Below are 16,704 nucleotides of genomic sequence, written 5' to 3'. Positions count from 1 at the left end.
GGCCACCGCGGCCGAGCTCGTGAGGTGGCTCTGGGCCCTCGGCATGATGTGCCGGGAGGGCGCGGAATAGACATAGCCCCCGTCCCGGCGAGCCGGGCGGCCTTCGGGGACACCCCCTATTTCGCTGTGCGCGCGGAGCCCTCCGCATGCGCCTCGACAGACTTGGGGAACCCCGCCGAAGGAATGGAGTGCGGGCCGGCAGAACGGTATCCGCGGATATGAGACTGAGCCGAAGGCGTCGATGACATGCCGGGGGCGGACCGGGACGGGTTAACGGCAGGCCCCGCCGACCGATTGCAAGCGGTCGGCGGGGCCATTGTGGCTCTTGACAGCGGATTGGGTCATATGAGCGAAATCCCGCCAGAGCGAGCAAGGTGCCTTGAAACGAGGCGGCATTGACCTTCTGGTCATGCCGCCGAAGTTGAAAGGCAGATTGCCGCTCTGGCGGGCTTGCAGCGTCAACTGGTTACGCGGGTTGGTAAACCCGCGTAACTACAAATCCCCGCCGGCGCCCAAAAGTTTGCGCATGACTTGCTCGGGGTTGACTGAGCCGTCGCGCGGGGCCAGGGCGGTGATCTTCTTCTGCATCTTGTACTCGTGCAGCTCGTCCTCGAGCTGGCGCACGCGGGCGCGAAGCTTTTCGTTCTCGCGCTCGCGCTCCTCGGCACGCTCCTTCATATCGAGGATGCGCACCACGCCGGCAAGGTTGATGCCCTCGTCGGTCAGCTGGTTGATGAGCTCCAGGCGCTCGATATCGGCACGCGAATACAGACGCGTGTTGCCGCCCGAGCGCTGGGGGTTCACCAGGCCCTTGGACTCGTAGACGCGCAGAGTCTGCGGATGCATGCCGGTCAACTCGGCCGCCACGCTGATCATGTACAGCGGTTTGTTCCTATTGTCCTCGGCCATGCTACCTGACCCCTTTCCGTCTCGTTATCGTCCATCATAAGCCCGCGGGCGCGGGTGTGCGCCACGACCGCCCTAGTACGTCGCCTTGTAACGGTTGACCTTCTCGCGATAATCGCGCGTGTCGGCCTCGCGCAGCTTGGTCATGGCATCGCGCTCGTCATCGGACAGGTTCGTGGGGACCTGTACCTTGATTTCGACGAGCAGCGCGCCTGTGCGGCCACGGTGCTTAACGTCGGGCGCACCCATCTCCTTAAAGCGGAACTTCTTGCCCGTCTGGGTGCCAGCGGGCACCTTCAGACGAACCGTCGCGCCGCCGGGCGTGGGCACATCAACCGTGCAGCCGAGCGCCGCCTCGTAGACCGAGATCGGCACCTCCATGGTCACATCGGCACCCTTGCGCTTAAACAGCGGGTGCTCCTCCACATGCGTGGTCACGACCAGGTCGCCGCGCTCGCCGCCGGCAACGCCATACTCGCCGCGACGCTTGTAGCGTAGCTTGCCGCCGTCGACCGCGCCCGCGGGCACCGAGACCGTAATGGTCTGCTGCTCGCCTGTCGAGGGAATGCGATAGGTGACCTTGTGCGTCACGCCGCGAAACGCGTCCTCGGCCGTCACATCGACGGTCAGCGACAGGTCGCCGCCCTTGCGAGCACGGCTGCGACCCGCGCCGGCACCGGCAGCGCCCGCAGCCCCGGCAAAGCCCGAGCCCCAATCGCTGCCCCAGGCGCCGTTGCCGCTAAAGATGCTGTCGAAGATGTCGCCCCAGCCGCTGGCACCTGCGCCGGCACCGTAGCCTCCGCCATACGCGCCGCCTGCGCCCGGCATGCCGCCAAACATGAGCATCTGGTCGTACTCTTTGCGCTTCTTCTCGTCCGAAAGCGTCTCGTAGGCCTCGCTGATCTCCTTGAACTTGGCCTCGTCGCCGCCGGCATCGGGGTGATATTTTTGCGCGAGCTTGCGAAACGCGCTCTTGATCTCTTTGTCGGAGGCGCTCTTGGATACGCCCAGGATGTCATAGAAGGTTTTGCCTGCAGCCATCGTAGCTCCTCTCCTGTTTCACCCGCCGCCCAGCGGGCGGCGGCTCATGCTTTCATATGGCACTAGGCCAGAAAGGGCCCCGGGTGTTGCCCCGGGGCCCTTCTCAATTACTCCTCGGTGCTCTCGGCCGTATCGGCCGCAGCATCCTCGGGCGCCGCTTCGGGCTCCGGTGCGGGGCGCTTCTCGCCACCGTAGGTCACCGTCACCATCGCGGAGCGCAGGATGCGGTCCGCCATGCGGTAGCCCTTCTGGTACACGTCGTTGACGGTCTCGTCGTACTGCGATGCGTCCTCGACGCGACCCACGGCCTGATGCTCGAGCGGATCGAACGCCTCGCCCTTGGGGTCGATGGGCTCAACGCCCTCGTGCGCAAACACATCGAGCAGCTTGGCATGTACCGCGTCAACGCCATCGACGAACTGCTTAAAGTCGTCGGAAAGCTCTTGACTGCGGGCATGGTCGATCGCGCGCTCGATATCGTCGATCACCGGCAGCAGCGCGGTGACGAGCTTCTCGGTCGCGCGCTCGCGCTCGGCGATACGCTCATTGGCGGTGCGGCGACGGAAGTTCTCCCAGTCGGCCTGCAGACGGGCGGTACGCTCGGTGGCGTCCTTTGCCTTGTCCTCGGCGGCCTTCTGAGCCTCTTCCGCAGCATCGAGCTCATTGCGCACGTCGGCAAGCTCTTTCTGAGCCTGCTCGAACTTGAGCTTAAAGTCGTTGTCGGCGGCTTCCTCACCGGCGCGGATAGCGGCTTCCACCATCTCGTCCTCGGTCATCGTCGCCTCCTTGTTGGAATCCTCTACTTGGTTCTCGGCAGCCTCGGCGGCCGGGGCCTCGTTGGCCTCGGTAACGTCTGCGGCCTCTACGGGAATCTTCACGTCCTTCTCCTCAGAGTCAACGGGGGCGGCACCAACGGCGGCCGCCTCCGTGCGAGCTTTACGGGCGGACATGATTATTTGTCCTCGTCGTCCACAACCTCGTAGTCGGCGTCGACAACGTCATCGTCGGCAGGCTGGGCGCCAGCGGCACCGTCGGTCTGCTGCTGAGCGTCGGCATAGACAACCTGGGCCAGCTCGTAGGCCACGGACTGCAGGGACTCGCCGGCGGCCTTGATGGCCTCGACGTCAGAGCCCTCGAGCGCCTTCTTGGCGTCGGCGATAGCGGCCTCGGCCTTGGACTTCACGTCGGCGGAAACCTTGTCGCCCAGCTCGTTGAGGGTCTGCTCGGTGGAGTAGCACAGACTGTCGGTCTGGTTGCGGACCTCGACCTCTTCCTTCTGCTTCTTGTCCTCCTCGGCATGAGCCTCGGCGTCCTTGACCATACGATCGACTTCGTCGTCGGACAGAGCAGTGGAGCCGGAAATGGTGATCTGCTGCTCCTTGCCGGTGCCCTTGTCCTTAGCGGAGACCTTGACGATACCGTTGGCGTCGATGTCGAAGGTGACCTCGATCTGCGGCACGCCGCGGCGGGCAGCCGGGATACCGGTCAGCTGGAACTTACCGAGCGACTTGTTGTCGCGGGCAAGCTCGCGCTCGCCCTGGAGCACGTTAATCTCGACGCTGGTCTGGTTGTCGGCAGCGGTGGAGTAGACCTCGGTCTTGGAGGTCGGGATCGTGGTGTTGCGGTCGATCATCTTGGTCATGATGCCGCCCATGGTCTCGACGCCCAGCGACAGCGGGGTAACGTCGAGCAGCAGGATGCCCTCGACGTCGCCGGTGAGCACGCCGCCCTGGACGGCAGCACCGTCGGCAACGACCTCGTCGGGGTTCACGGACATGTTGGGCTGCTTGCCGGTCATGGTCTTGACGAGCTCCTGGACAGCGGGCATACGGGTGGAGCCGCCGACGAGGATGACCTCGGTCAAATCGGAGAGCTTGAGCTTAGCGTCGCGCAGGGCGTTGGTGACAGGCTGCTTGCAGCGCTCGAGCAGGTCGCGGGTGATCTTCTCGAACTCGGCGCGGGTCAGCGTGTAGTTGAGGTGCAGCGGGCCGGACTGGTTCATGGTAATGAACGGCAGGTTGATGGTGGTCTGCTGGGCGGCGGAGAGCTCCTTCTTGGCGTTCTCGGCGGCCTCCTTCAGACGCTGCAGGGCCATGGGGTCCTGACGCAGGTCGGCACCGTTCTCCTGCTGGAACTTATCGGCCATCCAATCGATGACGCGCTGATCCCAGTCGTCGCCGCCCAGGTGGTTATCGCCCGAGGTGGACAGAACCTCAAACACGCCGTCGGCGAGGTCGAGGATGGAGACGTCGAAGGTGCCGCCGCCCAGGTCGAAGACCAGGATGCGCTGGTCGGTGCCCTGCTTGTCCAGGCCATAGGCAAGAGCAGCAGCGGTCGGCTCGTTGACGATACGCTTGACGTTGAGGCCAGCGATCTTGCCGGCGTCCTTGGTGGCCTGACGCTGGGCGTCGTTGAAGTAGGCCGGGACGGTGATGACGGCGTCGGTGACGGTCTCGCCCAGATACTTCTCGGCGTCGGCCTTCATCTTCGCGAGCGTCATGGCGCTCACCTGCTCGGCGGTGTAATCCTTGCCCTCGATGTCGACGACGGCACGGCCACCCTGGCCCTCCTTGACCTCATACGGCACGGTCTTGATCTCGGAGGTGCACTCGGAGTACTTGCGGCCCATGAAGCGCTTGATGGAGAACACGGTGTTCTTGGGGTTGGTGACAGCCTGGTTCTTAGCGGCCTTACCCACGACGCGGTCGCCGTCGGCACGGAAGCCCACGACGGACGGGGTGGTGCGGTCGCCCTCGGCGTTCACGATAATGGTCGGAGAACCGCCCTCGAGGACGGCCATAGCGGAGTTAGTAGTACCAAGGTCGATACCAAGAATCTTACTCATTAGAAATTCCCTCTCTCTTTTGCGTTCGCGCCGCCTCGACGATCTGTCGCGCGGCGCTTCGGCTTGTCTTTCAGGATGTAGTGTATCCCCTTATGGGCCGGAATATACAAAATCTAAGTCAATTCATATAAGATTTCTTATTGCTGAGAGTTTAGGTTCTTAAATGCGCAGGTAGACGCACTGTTTGAGTTCTCGGCAAATCTATCGAGATCTATGTAGAGATGGCTGAGGTTTGCGTCCGGGGGTGCCTGGGGGCCGTCTTGCGGAAAGCTCATCCCGGTTTGAGCGTGGATTCCGGGTCGCAGTTTCCGTCTGAAGGCTCAACCGGAAACCGTATCCCGTTTTGAGAGCTGATACCGGCTCGCATTTTCCGCTAGCGGGCCTAACCGGAAACTGCAACCCGTTTTTCGACAAAATAATGGGATGCGGTTTCCGCAAGCACGCTCAATCGCCCTATATTTCAAGTCACCTTTAGCTAACATTTATGCAGCTCAACGGCCCCACCTGCGCGTTTTTTAGTAAACCTTGGCATACTCGGCGAACGGTATGAAGATGCCGGCCAGAGGGTATTGCAAACGGTCGCTCCCGTGGTATGTTTTTGCCCGAATCAAACCGGCGCGCATCGCCTGTAGCGTCGGTCAACAGAGAGGAAACTACCATGGCTCATCCCGTAATTGATGCCGACGAGTGCATCGCTTGTGGCGTTTGCGTCGACTCCTGCCCCGCTGGCGTTCTGGAGCTCCAGGACGTCGCTACCGTCGCTGACGAGGACTCCTGCGTCGCCTGTGGCGCTTGCCAGGACGCTTGCCCCGCTGGCGCGATCACCGAGATCGTCGAGGAGTAACAACTCCCCCACTTGCACACTCAAAAGTACACCGTGCACAAAAAAGGAGGCTTCCGCATCGCCGCGGAGGCCTCCTTTTGCATATGTGGGCAGCTAATTTGGAGCGGGACCCTTGGCAGTTGCGGTGGAATAGTTCCTGTTTTATGTCTTGGATGCCGATTTTAGGAACTATTTCACCGCAACTTATAGATGCGGCGTCGACTAGGACAAATCGTCTTCGTAGGGCATCAGGTCTGCTAGGTAGCCTTTTTCCTTGAGCATCGCCTCGATCTCGTCGAGGGTCTGTTCGTCCTCCGCCGCAATGCGATGGAAGTGGTAGCCGCTGGTCACCGTCAGCAGCGGAAAGCTCTTGCCGCTCTCGATATCGCGCAGATAGCGCTCGACATCGCGACGATTGCGGATGTCCAGGTCGGCCGTAATCTTACCGTACACGCGGTGATTGACAATCACGTTGAGCACGGCGCCGCCGGCGTCGACGATACTCGTGAGCTCATCGCCTGCCTGCTCCACGCTGTGGCGAACCTTGACCAAGCGCGTAGGCACGGCGGGGCTGCTGGGGGCCTCCTGCAGCACGTAGCCGCGGTTGGTCGCCACGATATCGTGCCCATCGGCGCGCAGCAGGGCGATGTCCTGCACCACGATCTGGCGGCTCACACCCACCTCGCGGGCAAGCGCGCTGCCCGATACGGGCCCCTTGGCCCCCTCGAGCACGGCCATGATGGCACGGCGACGCTCGCGGGCGTTCATTATTTACCGTCCAGCAGACGCAGGTGCTTAAGCGAGAGGTCGAGGATCGGCGCGGAGTGCGTCAGGGCGCCCGAGCTAATAAAGTCAACGCCCAGGTCGGCAAGCGCGCGGATATTGCTGGCATCCACGTTGCCCGAGCACTCGGTCTTGGCGCGGCCGGCGATAAGTTCAATAGCGGCGGCCATGTCGTCATGGGTCATGTTGTCGAACATGATGATGTCGGCGCCGGCCTCCACGGCCTCGCGCACCATGTCCAGGTTCTCGCACTCGATCTCGACCGTCGTGGTAAACGATGCATGGGCGCGCGCCATCTCGATCGCGCGCGTCACGCCACCGGCGGCATCGATGTGGTTGTCCTTGAGCATGACGGCCGTCGACAGGTTGTAACGGTGGTTGCTGCCGCCGCCAATCTCAACCGCCGCCTTCTCAAACACGCGCATGCCCGGTGTGGTCTTGCGCGTGTCGACGAGCACGGTCTTGGTTCCCTCGAGCGCCGCGGCCATGCTGTGCGTATAGGTAGCGATGCCGCTCATGCGCTGCAGGTAGTTGAGCGCCACGCGCTCGCCCGAAAGCAGCACACGCGCATCGCCGCGCACCTGACCCACGTGGTCGCCGGCATGCACCTCGTCACCGTCGGCAACATCAAACAGCACCGAGCTCTGCGAATCCAGCAGCTCAAAGGTGCGGGCAAACACATCCAAGCCGGCGATGATGCCGTCGGCCTTGGCGATAAGCTCCACCGTGGCGGGACGCGCCGTGGGGCACACGCTCGCCGTGCTCACGTCCTCAAAGGTAATGTCCTCGCGCAGAGCCTGCAGAATCAGATCATCGACGACGAGCTTCATGGTAATGGGATTCATGGTCTACTCCTCCACGGCCTGCGTGCCGGCAGCACGGGCCAAATCATCGATTGCCAGGGTGTCGGCGCTCAGGGCGCGATGACGGCCATCGAGCGCGGGATCGCCCGCCTGCTCCACGGCCAGCGACTCGCCGGTACGCATGCGCCACGCGGCGCGACGACCCCAGACCAGCGCCTCGAGCAGGCTGTTTGATGCAAGGCGATTCTTGCCGTGAACGCCATTGCAAGCCGTCTCGCCCGCGGCGTAGAGCTCTGGCATCGAAGTGCGGCCGTCCTTATCGACCCATACGCCGCCCATAAAGTAGTGCTGCGTGGGCGTAACGGGGATGGGCTCGTCCAAGATGTCGCGACCGTCCTCCAGGCAGCGCGCGCGAATGTTGGCGAAGTGCCCGGTCACCACATCGCGCTCGACGGGGGCAAAACTCAGCCACTCGTGCTCGGCACCGTCCTGCTTCATCTGCTCGCGAATAGCGGCGGCGACCACATCGCGCGGCTGAAGCTCATCGGTAAAGCGCTCGCCGGCGGCGTTGAGCAAAATCGCGCCCTCGCCGCGGCAACTCTCGCTGATCAGGAAGGTGCGACCCGGCTGCGGCGAGAACAGTCCCGTGGGGTGAATCTGCACGTAGTCCAGATGCTCCATCTTAATGCCATGCTCCTGAGCGATGTAGCAGGCATCGCCCGTGAGCTGCGGGTAGTTGGTCGAATGGTCGTATACGCCGCCGATGCCGCCCGTTGCCCACAGCGTGTGGCGGGCATGGATCTTAAACGGCTCGCCGGCATGCGCGCCCTCGGCGGTATTTACCAGCTCGTCGGCGGGACGAACCGAGTTGTTCTCGTCCACGGGAACGGCGACGACGCCGGTGCACACCGTGGCGCCGTCACGCTCACCCGTCAGGATGTCGGTCATGGCCACGTGCTCCAAAATCTGCACGTTATCCAGCTTGCGAACGGCCTGGAGCAGCTTGGTCGTAATCTCCTTGCCCGTAATGTCGGCATGGAAGGCAATGCGCGGACGGCTGTGCGCGCCCTCGCGGGTAAAGTTGAGGCTGCCGTCGGCCTTGCGCTCAAAATCCACGCCCATGGCCAGCAGGTCGTTGATGACCGAGCGGCTCGAGCGAATCATGATGTCGACGCTCTCGCGGCGGTTTTCGTAGTGGCCGGCGTGCATGGTGTCCTCAAAGAAGGCATCGTAGTCCGAGCCCTCGGGCAGCACGCAGATGCCGCCCTGCGCAAGCATCGAATCGCACTCGTCGACGGCGCCCTTGGAAAGCATGATCACGCGTGTGCTCGTCGGCAGGTTGAGAGCTGCGTACAGGCCCGCCACGCCGCAGCCGGCAATGACGACGTCGCACTCCATATCGGGGTATTGCTTGGTTTCCACAGGAATCCTCTCCCTTGTAATATGGCATAAGGGATGGTCCCTCATGTCACATCTGGCTTAGCGTGCTGCGCACTCGAGCATACGGTCGAGCGTAAGTTTGGCCTGGTCGGCAGCCTCGTCCGACACGCCGATCTGCACCTCGCCCTCGCCCGTCTCCAGGCAGCGCACGAGCTTTTCGAGCGTGATGAGATCCATGTTGACGCAGGTGGGCTGCACCGCGGGGAAGTAGAACTTCTTGCCGGTGCCCTGGCAGCGGCGCTCGAGCTCGTAGAGCACGCCGCGAACCGTCACGATAATGAACTCGCTCGCATCGGACTCCTCGGCATACTTGATGATGCCGGCAGTAGAGCCGATGTAGTCGGCCTCGGCCAGGACGTCGGCCTTGCACTCGGGGTGCGCCAGCACGAGCGCGTCGGGGTGCGCCTCCTGCGCGTCGACGATCTGCTCGACGGTGATGATGTGATGACGCGGACAGTAGCCGTTGTTGAGGATGACGTGCTTTTGCGGCACCTGCTCGGCTACGAAGCGGCCCAGGTTTTGGTCGGGAATGAACAGAATATGCTGCTGCGGCAGCTCGGACACGATCTTAACGGCGTTGGAGCTGGTGACGCACACGTCGCTCCAGCTCTTGATCTCGACCGTGGAGTTGACGTAGCAGACGACAGCCAGGTCGTCGCCGTACTCGGCGCGCGCCGCGTCGACCGTCTCGCGCTTGACCATGTGCGCCATGGGACAGTCCGCGCCCGGCTCGGGCAGCAGCACGGTCTTAGTGGGATTGAGCAGCTTGGCGCTCTCGCCCATAAACTCCACGCCGCACAGCACGATGGTCTGCTGCGGCAGGCTCTTGGCGAGCTTTGCCAGGTAGAAGCTGTCGCCGACGTAATCAGCCACGGCCTGCACCTCGGGCGCCACGTAATAGTGCGCCAGGATTACCGCGTCACGTTGGGTTTTTAGTTGCTGAATGGCCTCGACGAGCTCTGCGGGCACCAGTGCCGCGCGCTCCGTTGCCGTCGTTGCCGATGCTAGGCCGGCCGCGATATCGCGTGCAAGCTCCGACGCATCCATGTTCGCGCTCTGTGCCATCAAGGCCCCTCTCTTTTGGCGAATCTTGGGGCTTTAGTATGACACCTAGGTTTACAGCTGACAAGACAGCTGTAAACCTAGGTGTAAAGTTGAAATAAAGATTCAATCATATGGCAGGTCCATTTTCGAACTGGCAAGCTGAGGATAGCCGAGCTCTCGATAGCGCAGGAAGCATCTTTCGCCACCGCAATACCGCTCGGCGCGAGTTGCACGCCGTGGGGCGCAAACGGTCCGCACCCCCGCAAGCGGCGCGTGCCCGATGTGGCAAAATCGAACTACTTAAGGGGGCCGAATGCTCAAGATTATTGCCTGCGACGATGATGTCGCTTTTCTAGATAGACTGCACCGGATGATCGACCGTTGGTCGACCGAGACGGGCACGGCGGTCGATGTTGCGCTCGTCACGCGCGGCGAGGATCTGCTGGCCCGCCATGCCGCATCGCGCGCCGACATCATTCTGCTCGACATGATCATGCCGCTCGTCAACGGCATGGACACCGCACGCGAATTGCGCCAGGCCGACACCGCCGTGCGCCTGGTGTTCCTCACCTCGTCGCCCGAGTTCGCGCTGGAATCCTACGAGGTCCGTGCCTTCGACTATCTGCTCAAGCCTATGACTTACGAACGCCTGGCGCAGTTACTCGACGAGCTTTCGAGCATGCGCCCGGCGGCAACCGACGAGCTCGTGATCAAAACTTCCTTTGGCTACCACGCCCTGCGCCTGTCCGACATCGAATATGCCGAGGCGCGCAACAAGCACGTGGTCTTCCACTTGCGCGACGGACGCGATATCGAGGCACTCGAGTCGTTCCGCAGCGTCGAGGACCGCTTGGAGCAAAACGCGGTCTTCTTTAAATGCCACCGCAGCTACCAGGTCAACCTGCGCAATATCGATCACTTTGACCGCACGGACATCGTCATGCGCTCGGGCGCGTGCATCCCGCTTTCGCGCAGCTGCAAGCAGGGATTCCAAGACGCCTACTTTGCGGCGCGCTTTGAGGGTGGGAGACACTGATGGTCTCCTCGGTCGAAATGGTCCTTTGGGCAATCCACCACGCCACGACGCTGCTCTTTGGCGTCTTTGCCTCGGCGGCGTTGTGCGGTGTCGAGATCAACCGGCGTCATGCGCTTGAACTGGTGCTGGTCGGCGTCGTGACCGGCGCTGCCTTTTCGATCGCCAATGCCGTCGGCGGTGAGCTTTTCGCCCGCCAGGTATATCCGCTCGTCGTGCATCTGCCGCTCGTCATCTATTTGTGCGCGCGCTACCGTCTGAGCCCGCTGCTTGCCGTGCTCGGCATTACGAGTGCCTATCTGAGCTGCCAGTTCAGCAATTGGATGGGCATCGCCGCATTTGCCGCAACCGATTCTCAGATCGCGTACTATCTGGCGCGCATCGCGACCACACTCGCCGTCTTTGCCGTCCTGCTGCATTGGGCCGGCGACATCGGTCCGCGCTTGGCGATTAAAAGCACCACCGAGCTGGGCATCCTTTTAATCCTGCCGCTCGTCTATTACGTCTTTGACTATGCCACCAACGTCTACACCACGCTGTTCCACTCGGGCTCGGTGGTGACGGTTGAGTTTTTGGCCTTTGCGCTCTGCGCGTTCTACCTTATGTTCCTCGCCGTCTACCTGCGTGAATACGAAGAAAAGGAAACCGCCGAGAGAGAGCGCTGGATGCTCGAAACCCGCGACAGCGTCGCCATCAAAGAGCTCGAGGCTTGGCGTCAATCTGGGCGCGAGCTGTCGATTCTTCGCCACGATATGCGCCACTTCCTACGCGGCCTGGCCGCTTTAATTGAGGAGGGCCACACCGACGAGGCGCTCAAACGCATCGATGAACTCTGCGAAGCCGGCGATCGCACCGCCGTACGCCGCTTCTGCGCCAACGAGACCGTAAACATCGCGCTTTCGTCATTTAACTCGGATATCAATAGAAACGGCATTACCGCCAACCTGCGCGCCGCCGTACCCGAAACCATCCACGTAGGTGACGCCGACCTGTTTAGCGTGCTCTCAAATGCCTTGGAAAACGCTATCACCGCCGCAAGCGCCGCACCCCAAGGAAAGCGATTCGTCGACTTTGACCTGCGATTAGAGGACGGCCAGCTGCTGCTGTTAGTTTCCAACACGTTTGACCGCGCGCCGCGCATGGTCGACGGCATGCCCGTGACCCGGCATGCGGGCCACGGCTTTGGCACCAGGAGCATCAAACTTGCCGTGGAGCGCATGAACGGCAACTGCCAGTTCCGCATTAACGGCGATCGGTTTGAGCTGCGCGCCGTGATGTAGGGGCTGCCGCCAGCCTCGCTACAGCGGAGCGGCTGCCGGGGTCAGCTGCTTGATGTATGCCCACATGCGCTGCTTGGCGGCTTTGTCAGTGAGTGCCGCCTCAAAGCCGTCGAGCGCGAGCACGCGGCGGCCCTGCACATGGGCGACCAAGCCGGGCTTGAGCATAGCGGTATCGAAGTCGTCGATTGCCACAAGCATGTCGGCATAGGTCTCGCGCATGGTATCGGCCGCGCGATCGTCCAGCAGCAAGACCGCCTCGGGGTCCAAGGCCTCGAGCGCCTCGCGGAACAGCTCGCACGGTAGGCCCTCGCCTGTCGCGACCGCCCCGTCACCCACGCCGGCGACGCTTGACAGCACGCAAAAATCCTCGGGCGCGTAGCCGATGGCCCCAAGCGCCTTGCGCAACGCCGCGCCATCCGGGCCGGCGGCAAGCTCGCCACCCGAACGCTCGGCCTCGTCCAAATCGCCTTTGACCAGCACGATCGGCGAGCACGCGTTGCCCGCGATACGCACGCCGCGACCCGCGAGCGATGCGAGCTCCTGCTCGGCCGCCTGGGCGATGGCTTCTTTTTTCTGGCTTTGTGACGTGGACATGCGCTCTCCAATCGTTTGCGTGCCCACCATTATATAAAAGAGCTGCCCGCGAGTGGTTGCTTTGCGGGCGGCTGGGTATAAGCACGGTCGTACTGAGTTTTACGCGGCCGAGCCGCGTCGCATTATGGAGGTCACCATGGCTGACATTAATCAGATTACCCCCGAGAACTTCGATTCCATCGTTAACGACAGTCTGCCCGTGCTGGTCGATTTTTGGGCACCGTGGTGCGGGCCCTGTCGATCCCTCTCGCCCATCGTTGACGAGGTTGCCGATGAGCTGGCGGGCAAGCTTGCCGTTGCCAAATGCAACGTCGACGACAACCAGGACCTGGCCATGAAGTATGGCGTCATGAGCATCCCCACGCTGGTTGTGTTTAAGAACGGCGAGGAGATTGACCGATCGGTTGGCGCTCTACCCAAGGCGAGGCTGCAGGCGCTGCTGGAGAAGCATCTGTAATACGCTTGTTACATGTTGCCGTCTGCCTGCCGTCCATGAGCGCTTTTGCACCGCTCGCCGGACTTCTGGATGCACCGAGTGCAACCACGGATAGTATGGTAGTCACAAACAGCCCCCAGTGAACGGGTGCGGGTCGCACAGACTCGCACCCGTTTTCTTATGCAGCTGCGCACAGAGCGGGCGTAGTAAAATCTGAACCACTGAACTGCCCCATACAAAAGGAGATTTTCCATGCATGACGTCGGAATGAACATGAGCCAGCTTGCCATGAGCGTCAAGCAGGTCGACGACACCATCGAGCTCGCTCACGAGTGGAGCCATCAGCTGCTGCATGCGACCGAGAATTTTGACATGGAGCGCATCGGCGCCAAGCTCGAGGCCGCCATGGCCGCGCTCCACGAGGCCCACGACGCACTCGAGGGCTACGAGGAAGCCATCGAGGCCGACCACAACTCCGTCGGCTCCGTGAAGCTGGTGTAAGGTGGCCGAACACGAGCACTGCTGCGGGTACGAGCACGAGCATCCGCACGGGGCGGACGGTGACGCGGGCTGCCACTGTAGTGGCTCCGGCTCCGAGCTGGTCCGTTTTTCGGTTACCGCACCCGACGACCTGCTGCGCCGTTTTGACGAGCAGATCGCGCGCCGCGGCGACGTGGCCAACCGCTCCGAGGCCGTGCGCGATTTGATTCGCGCCTCGATCGCCAAAGAGCAGATGCGCACGCCCGATGAGCACGTTATCGGGTCGCTCACCATGATCTACGACCATCACACCGGCGATCTGACGCGCCGCCTGGACGAAGTGCAGCACGACTACACCGACGAGATCGTATCGACCATGCACGTGCATCTGGATCACCACAACTGTTTGGAGATTCTGGCGCTCAAGGGTCGTGGCGAGCGCGTCTACGAACTAGCCGACCGCCTGCTGGGCCTGCGCGGCGTTAAGCACGGCGAGCTCACCTGCGCCGCCACCAAGCAGAGCCTGGGGCTATAGCGGGATTTCCCGCAGCGCACCTGCCAAAAAGGGACAGGTTTGTTTTGGCAGGTTTAGAAGTTTTACCTACCAAAATAAACCTGTCCCTTTTTGGTCGGTTTTGATGAGGGGTGTCGCATGCGGCATGCGCATATTCATGTGACGGGCATTGTGCAGGGCGTTGGCATGCGACCGTTTGTGTATCGCGAGGCCATGGCACATGGCATTTGTGGATGGGTGCTCAATGCGGGCGACGGCGTGCATATCGAGGCGCACGCTCCGGCCGATGCGCTCGATGCTTTTGTTGCCGCGCTTTCTGAGCATGCGCCTGCGGCAGCCCGCGTAGAGCATGTCGAGGTTGTGGACTTGGCAGCCAACGGTTGGGATGCCGCCAACGAACAGGGCTTTCGCATCGTAGCATCGCAGGACCAGACCGCGCACACGACGCTCGTCTCGCCCGATATCGCCACCTGCAACGATTGCTTGCGCGAATTGTTCGATCCCGCCGACCGACGCTATCACTACCCCTTTATCAACTGCACTAACTGCGGCCCACGCTTTACCATCATCCGCTCGCTGCCTTACGATCGAGCGGCCACCTCGATGGATTGTTTTCCCATGTGTCCCAAGTGCGCCGCGGAGTATGCCGACCCACTCGACCGGCGTTTTCACGCGCAACCCGATGCCTGCTTTGATTGCGGGCCGCATATTACGTGGCGCGAGGCTGTAAACGGCAATGCGTGCGGGAATTCGTCCGCGACACCGACCGTCGGCACCACACGCGAGGCCAGCGACGCTATCATCGAGCGCTGCGTTGAGCTGCTGGCCAGCGGTGGCATCGTCGCCATCAAGGGCCTGGGCGGATTCCATCTAGCCTGTGACGCTGCCAACGAGCAGGCGGTGGCCGAGTTGCGCCGTCGCAAACGCCGCAGCAACAAACCACTTGCCGTCATGGTACGCAGTCTTGCTGATACCGAGCGCCTGTGTCATATCGACGATGCTGAACGCGATCTGCTCGCTGGCAGTATCCGCCCCATCGTGCTGCTGCGCCGGCGCACTGTTAGCGAGGACAACGACGGTTCCCCCGACATCCTCGCCCTCGCGCCATCTGTCGCGCACGACCTGCCCGAGCTCGGCGTCATGCTCCCCTATACGCCGCTTCAACATCTGTTGCTTGCCGCGGCAGAAGTCTGCGGTATGCACGCGCTCGTCATGACCAGCGGAAACCTGAGCGAAGAACCCATCGAGACCGACGACGACCTTGCCTGGGAACACCTCGTTGCTGCCGGCATCGCCGACGCGTTGCTCGGTAACGACCGCGCGATCCTCTCGCGCTACGACGACTCTGTAGTGCGCGTGGTCGACGGCGCCATTATGCCCGTTCGCCGCGCTCGCGGATATGCACCCCAGCCGCTACCGTTGCCGGCGCTCGACGGCGCTCCGTCCTGCGTGCTAGCCTGCGGGCCACAACAAAAGGCCACGATTGCGCTCACGCGTGAAGGGACGAACGGCGAGGCAACCTGTTTTGTGTCGCAGCATATCGGCGATGTTGAAAACGGCGGGACCTTCGATGCCTGGAACGCCGCGCGCACGCGCTTGGAAGATCTCTTTGACTTGGCGCCCGCCGCCTTGGCCTGCGATGTACACCCCAGCTATCTATCGGGCCAGTGGGCGCGCGAGCAGGCACGAAAATGCAATCTGCCGCTCGTCGAGGTGCAGCACCATCATGCGCATATCGCGAGCGTAATGGCCGAAGCCATCGCCGCGGGCCAGCTTACAACCGACGCGCGCGTCCTTGGCATCGCCTTTGACGGCACCGGCGCCGGCACCGATGGGACCATTTGGGGCGGCGAGTTTCTTGTTGCCAGCCTTGGCGGCTTTGAGCGCGCCGCGCATTTGCGCACCTGGGCGCTCCCCGGTGGGGCGGCCTCCGTGCGCGACGCCCGCCGCAACGCCTTCGCCCTGCTCAGTGAGCTCGGCCTGCTCGAGCACCCAGGTGCCGCTCGGCTTTTGGACGGCCTCGACGAACAAACGCGCAGCGTGACAGCCACCATGATCGAGCGCGGCATCAACAGCCCGCGTACCAGCAGCATGGGGCGTCTCTTTGATGCCGCGGCAGCAATTCTGGGCATCTGCGACAAGGCAACCTACGAGGGCGAACCCGCCATCGAGCTTGAGGCTGCCGCCTGGCGCGCGCTCGACAACGAAATCGCCCATTTTCCCGACGACAACGCCGGCTATTTCGCATCTGGCCCATCGTGGCTGGACGGCCCCTATGTTCTGGACCAGAAAGCACTCTTTGAGGCACTTTTGGGAGGAATTGAAGCCGGAGCGCCCGCCTACAGGCTCGCGCTCGACTTCCATATCGCCATCGCGCGCTCTTCGGCACGAATCGCACGCGAAATCTGCGCGCGCGAAGGCATCGATACCGTCGCGCTCTCGGGCGGCGTGTTCATGAACCGACTTTTGCTCCAGCTCCTCACCCGCGAGCTCAAAAGCATGGGTCTCACTGTCTTGATTCCCCAAACCGTGCCCGTTAACGACGGCTGCATCGCCTACGGTCAGGCGGCAGTCGCAAGCGCTCGTCTTGCGCAGATTGCATCGCAGTAGGCTGTTCGGCCAGCCCGCAAGCCGCCGTCTCACAGGTGTAGCGCGTTTGCCCGCAGCGCCCGCGAGCGCTAC

At 62.5% G+C, this 16,704-nt stretch carries 16 protein-coding genes; 7 read left to right on the top strand and 9 right to left on the bottom strand.

What is annotated here, in order from left to right; genetic code table 11:
• Window positions 1–492 precede the first annotated feature (492 nt).
• The 4 genes from HMPREF9463_RS00795 to dnaK all read right to left on the bottom strand — a co-directional run bounded on the left by HMPREF9463_RS00795 (window position 493) and on the right by dnaK (window position 4,792).
• The gene (locus HMPREF9463_RS00795) at window positions 493–909 is read right to left on the bottom strand and encodes a heat shock protein transcriptional repressor HspR (protein WP_006235210.1); all 417 of its coding nucleotides are present in this window, start codon (window positions 907–909) and stop codon (window positions 493–495) included.
• Window positions 910–981: 72 nt separating this feature from the next.
• A complete protein-coding gene (locus HMPREF9463_RS00790; RefSeq protein WP_035136622.1) occupies window positions 982–1,947 on the bottom strand; it encodes a DnaJ C-terminal domain-containing protein in 966 nt (321 codons plus the stop codon).
• Between the two features lie 107 nt (window positions 1,948–2,054).
• A complete protein-coding gene (locus tag HMPREF9463_RS00785) occupies window positions 2,055–2,897 on the bottom strand; it encodes a nucleotide exchange factor GrpE (protein WP_084591723.1) in 843 nt (280 codons plus the stop codon).
• A gap of 2 nt (window positions 2,898–2,899) precedes the next feature.
• Window positions 2,900–4,792: a molecular chaperone DnaK gene (gene dnaK / locus HMPREF9463_RS00780; protein ID WP_035136621.1), complete on the bottom strand. Its 1,893-nt coding sequence runs from the start codon at window positions 4,790–4,792 to the stop codon at window positions 2,900–2,902.
• Between the two features lie 658 nt (window positions 4,793–5,450).
• Between dnaK and HMPREF9463_RS00775 the strand changes: the two genes are divergently transcribed.
• On the top strand, window positions 5,451–5,636 hold the full coding sequence (locus HMPREF9463_RS00775) for a DUF362 domain-containing protein (protein ID WP_006235216.1): 186 nt from the start codon (window positions 5,451–5,453) through the stop codon (window positions 5,634–5,636).
• A gap of 201 nt (window positions 5,637–5,837) precedes the next feature.
• Here HMPREF9463_RS00775 and HMPREF9463_RS00770 read toward each other — a convergent pair whose 3' ends face one another.
• From HMPREF9463_RS00770 to nadA, 4 genes are read right to left on the bottom strand one after another with little or no spacing between them, the layout of a single operon-like run.
• Complete coding sequence (locus HMPREF9463_RS00770; RefSeq protein WP_006235217.1) at window positions 5,838–6,383, bottom strand: transcription repressor NadR; 546 nt, start codon at window positions 6,381–6,383, stop codon at window positions 5,838–5,840.
• The gene (gene nadC, locus HMPREF9463_RS00765) at window positions 6,383–7,243 is read right to left on the bottom strand and encodes a carboxylating nicotinate-nucleotide diphosphorylase (protein ID WP_035136620.1); all 861 of its coding nucleotides are present in this window, start codon (window positions 7,241–7,243) and stop codon (window positions 6,383–6,385) included. The genes HMPREF9463_RS00770 and nadC overlap by 1 nt, the downstream gene beginning before the upstream one ends.
• Window positions 7,244–7,246: 3 nt before the next feature.
• Window positions 7,247–8,623 (bottom strand): L-aspartate oxidase, encoded by a 1,377-nt coding sequence (locus HMPREF9463_RS00760; RefSeq protein ID WP_232219716.1) that lies wholly within the window; start codon window positions 8,621–8,623, stop codon window positions 7,247–7,249.
• Window positions 8,624–8,680: 57 nt separating this feature from the next.
• Window positions 8,681–9,706: a quinolinate synthase NadA gene (gene nadA / locus HMPREF9463_RS00755; protein WP_035136619.1), complete on the bottom strand. Its 1,026-nt coding sequence runs from the start codon at window positions 9,704–9,706 to the stop codon at window positions 8,681–8,683.
• Window positions 9,707–9,998: 292 nt separating this feature from the next.
• On the opposite strand from nadA, the gene HMPREF9463_RS00750 reads away from it, so the two are divergent.
• Entirely contained in the window at window positions 9,999–10,721 is a 723-nt protein-coding gene (locus HMPREF9463_RS00750) for a LytR/AlgR family response regulator transcription factor (protein WP_035136618.1), read from the top strand.
• Window positions 10,721–11,998, top strand: coding sequence for a sensor histidine kinase (locus HMPREF9463_RS00745; RefSeq protein WP_052043977.1), 1,278 nt, complete (start codon window positions 10,721–10,723; stop codon window positions 11,996–11,998). Before HMPREF9463_RS00750 ends, HMPREF9463_RS00745 begins: the two co-directional genes overlap by 1 nt.
• Window positions 11,999–12,016: 18 nt before the next feature.
• On the opposite strand, the gene HMPREF9463_RS00740 is transcribed toward HMPREF9463_RS00745, so the two are convergent.
• Window positions 12,017–12,592 carry a hypothetical protein gene (locus tag HMPREF9463_RS00740; protein WP_035137124.1) on the bottom strand — a complete coding sequence of 192 codons (576 nt, stop codon included), beginning with the start codon at window positions 12,590–12,592 and terminating at the stop codon, window positions 12,017–12,019.
• A gap of 136 nt (window positions 12,593–12,728) precedes the next feature.
• Between HMPREF9463_RS00740 and trxA the strand changes: the two genes are divergently transcribed.
• From trxA to hypF, 4 genes are all read left to right on the top strand, one after another.
• Window positions 12,729–13,049: a thioredoxin gene (gene trxA / locus HMPREF9463_RS00735; RefSeq protein ID WP_035137123.1), complete on the top strand. Its 321-nt coding sequence runs from the start codon at window positions 12,729–12,731 to the stop codon at window positions 13,047–13,049.
• 231 nt (window positions 13,050–13,280) lie between these two features.
• The gene (locus HMPREF9463_RS00730; protein ID WP_006235225.1) at window positions 13,281–13,529 is read left to right on the top strand and encodes a hypothetical protein; all 249 of its coding nucleotides are present in this window, start codon (window positions 13,281–13,283) and stop codon (window positions 13,527–13,529) included.
• A 1-nt stretch (window position 13,530) separates the two neighbouring features.
• A complete protein-coding gene (gene nikR, locus HMPREF9463_RS00725) occupies window positions 13,531–14,043 on the top strand; it encodes a nickel-responsive transcriptional regulator NikR (protein WP_198019884.1) in 513 nt (170 codons plus the stop codon).
• A 117-nt stretch (window positions 14,044–14,160) separates the two neighbouring features.
• The gene (gene hypF, locus HMPREF9463_RS00720) at window positions 14,161–16,632 is read left to right on the top strand and encodes a carbamoyltransferase HypF (RefSeq protein WP_035136617.1); all 2,472 of its coding nucleotides are present in this window, start codon (window positions 14,161–14,163) and stop codon (window positions 16,630–16,632) included.
• The last annotated feature ends 72 nt before the right edge of the window (window positions 16,633–16,704 follow it).

It is taken from the genome of Collinsella sp. 4_8_47FAA (assembly GCF_000763055.1).
GTDB lineage: Bacteria > Actinomycetota > Coriobacteriia > Coriobacteriales > Coriobacteriaceae > Collinsella.
Note: the sequence above shows the minus strand (reverse complement) of the source record. Positions and strands in the feature narration are given on the sequence as shown.

Bases quoted from the DNA above. Each gene is read 5' to 3' on its own strand.
- HMPREF9463_RS00750 (WP_035136618.1), top strand. From the start codon at position 9,999: ATGCTCAAGATTATTGCCTGCGACGATGATGTCGCTTTTCTAGATAGA.
- hypF (WP_035136617.1), top strand. From the start codon at position 14,161: ATGCGGCATGCGCATATTCATGTGACGGGCATTGTGCAGGGCGTTGGC.
- HMPREF9463_RS00790 (WP_035136622.1), bottom strand. From the start codon at position 1,947: ATGGCTGCAGGCAAAACCTTCTATGACATCCTGGGCGTATCCAAGAGC.
- HMPREF9463_RS00730 (WP_006235225.1), top strand. From the start codon at position 13,281: ATGCATGACGTCGGAATGAACATGAGCCAGCTTGCCATGAGCGTCAAG.
- HMPREF9463_RS00770 (WP_006235217.1), bottom strand. From the start codon at position 6,383: ATGAACGCCCGCGAGCGTCGCCGTGCCATCATGGCCGTGCTCGAGGGG.
- nadA (WP_035136619.1), bottom strand. From the start codon at position 9,706: ATGGCACAGAGCGCGAACATGGATGCGTCGGAGCTTGCACGCGATATC.
- HMPREF9463_RS00740 (WP_035137124.1), bottom strand. From the start codon at position 12,592: ATGTCCACGTCACAAAGCCAGAAAAAAGAAGCCATCGCCCAGGCGGCC.
- trxA (WP_035137123.1), top strand. From the start codon at position 12,729: ATGGCTGACATTAATCAGATTACCCCCGAGAACTTCGATTCCATCGTT.
- HMPREF9463_RS00795 (WP_006235210.1), bottom strand. From the start codon at position 909: ATGGCCGAGGACAATAGGAACAAACCGCTGTACATGATCAGCGTGGCG.
- dnaK (WP_035136621.1), bottom strand. From the start codon at position 4,792: ATGAGTAAGATTCTTGGTATCGACCTTGGTACTACTAACTCCGCTATG.
- nadC (WP_035136620.1), bottom strand. From the start codon at position 7,243: ATGAATCCCATTACCATGAAGCTCGTCGTCGATGATCTGATTCTGCAG.
- HMPREF9463_RS00785 (WP_084591723.1), bottom strand. From the start codon at position 2,897: ATGTCCGCCCGTAAAGCTCGCACGGAGGCGGCCGCCGTTGGTGCCGCC.
- HMPREF9463_RS00775 (WP_006235216.1), top strand. From the start codon at position 5,451: ATGGCTCATCCCGTAATTGATGCCGACGAGTGCATCGCTTGTGGCGTT.
- HMPREF9463_RS00745 (WP_052043977.1), top strand. From the start codon at position 10,721: ATGGTCTCCTCGGTCGAAATGGTCCTTTGGGCAATCCACCACGCCACG.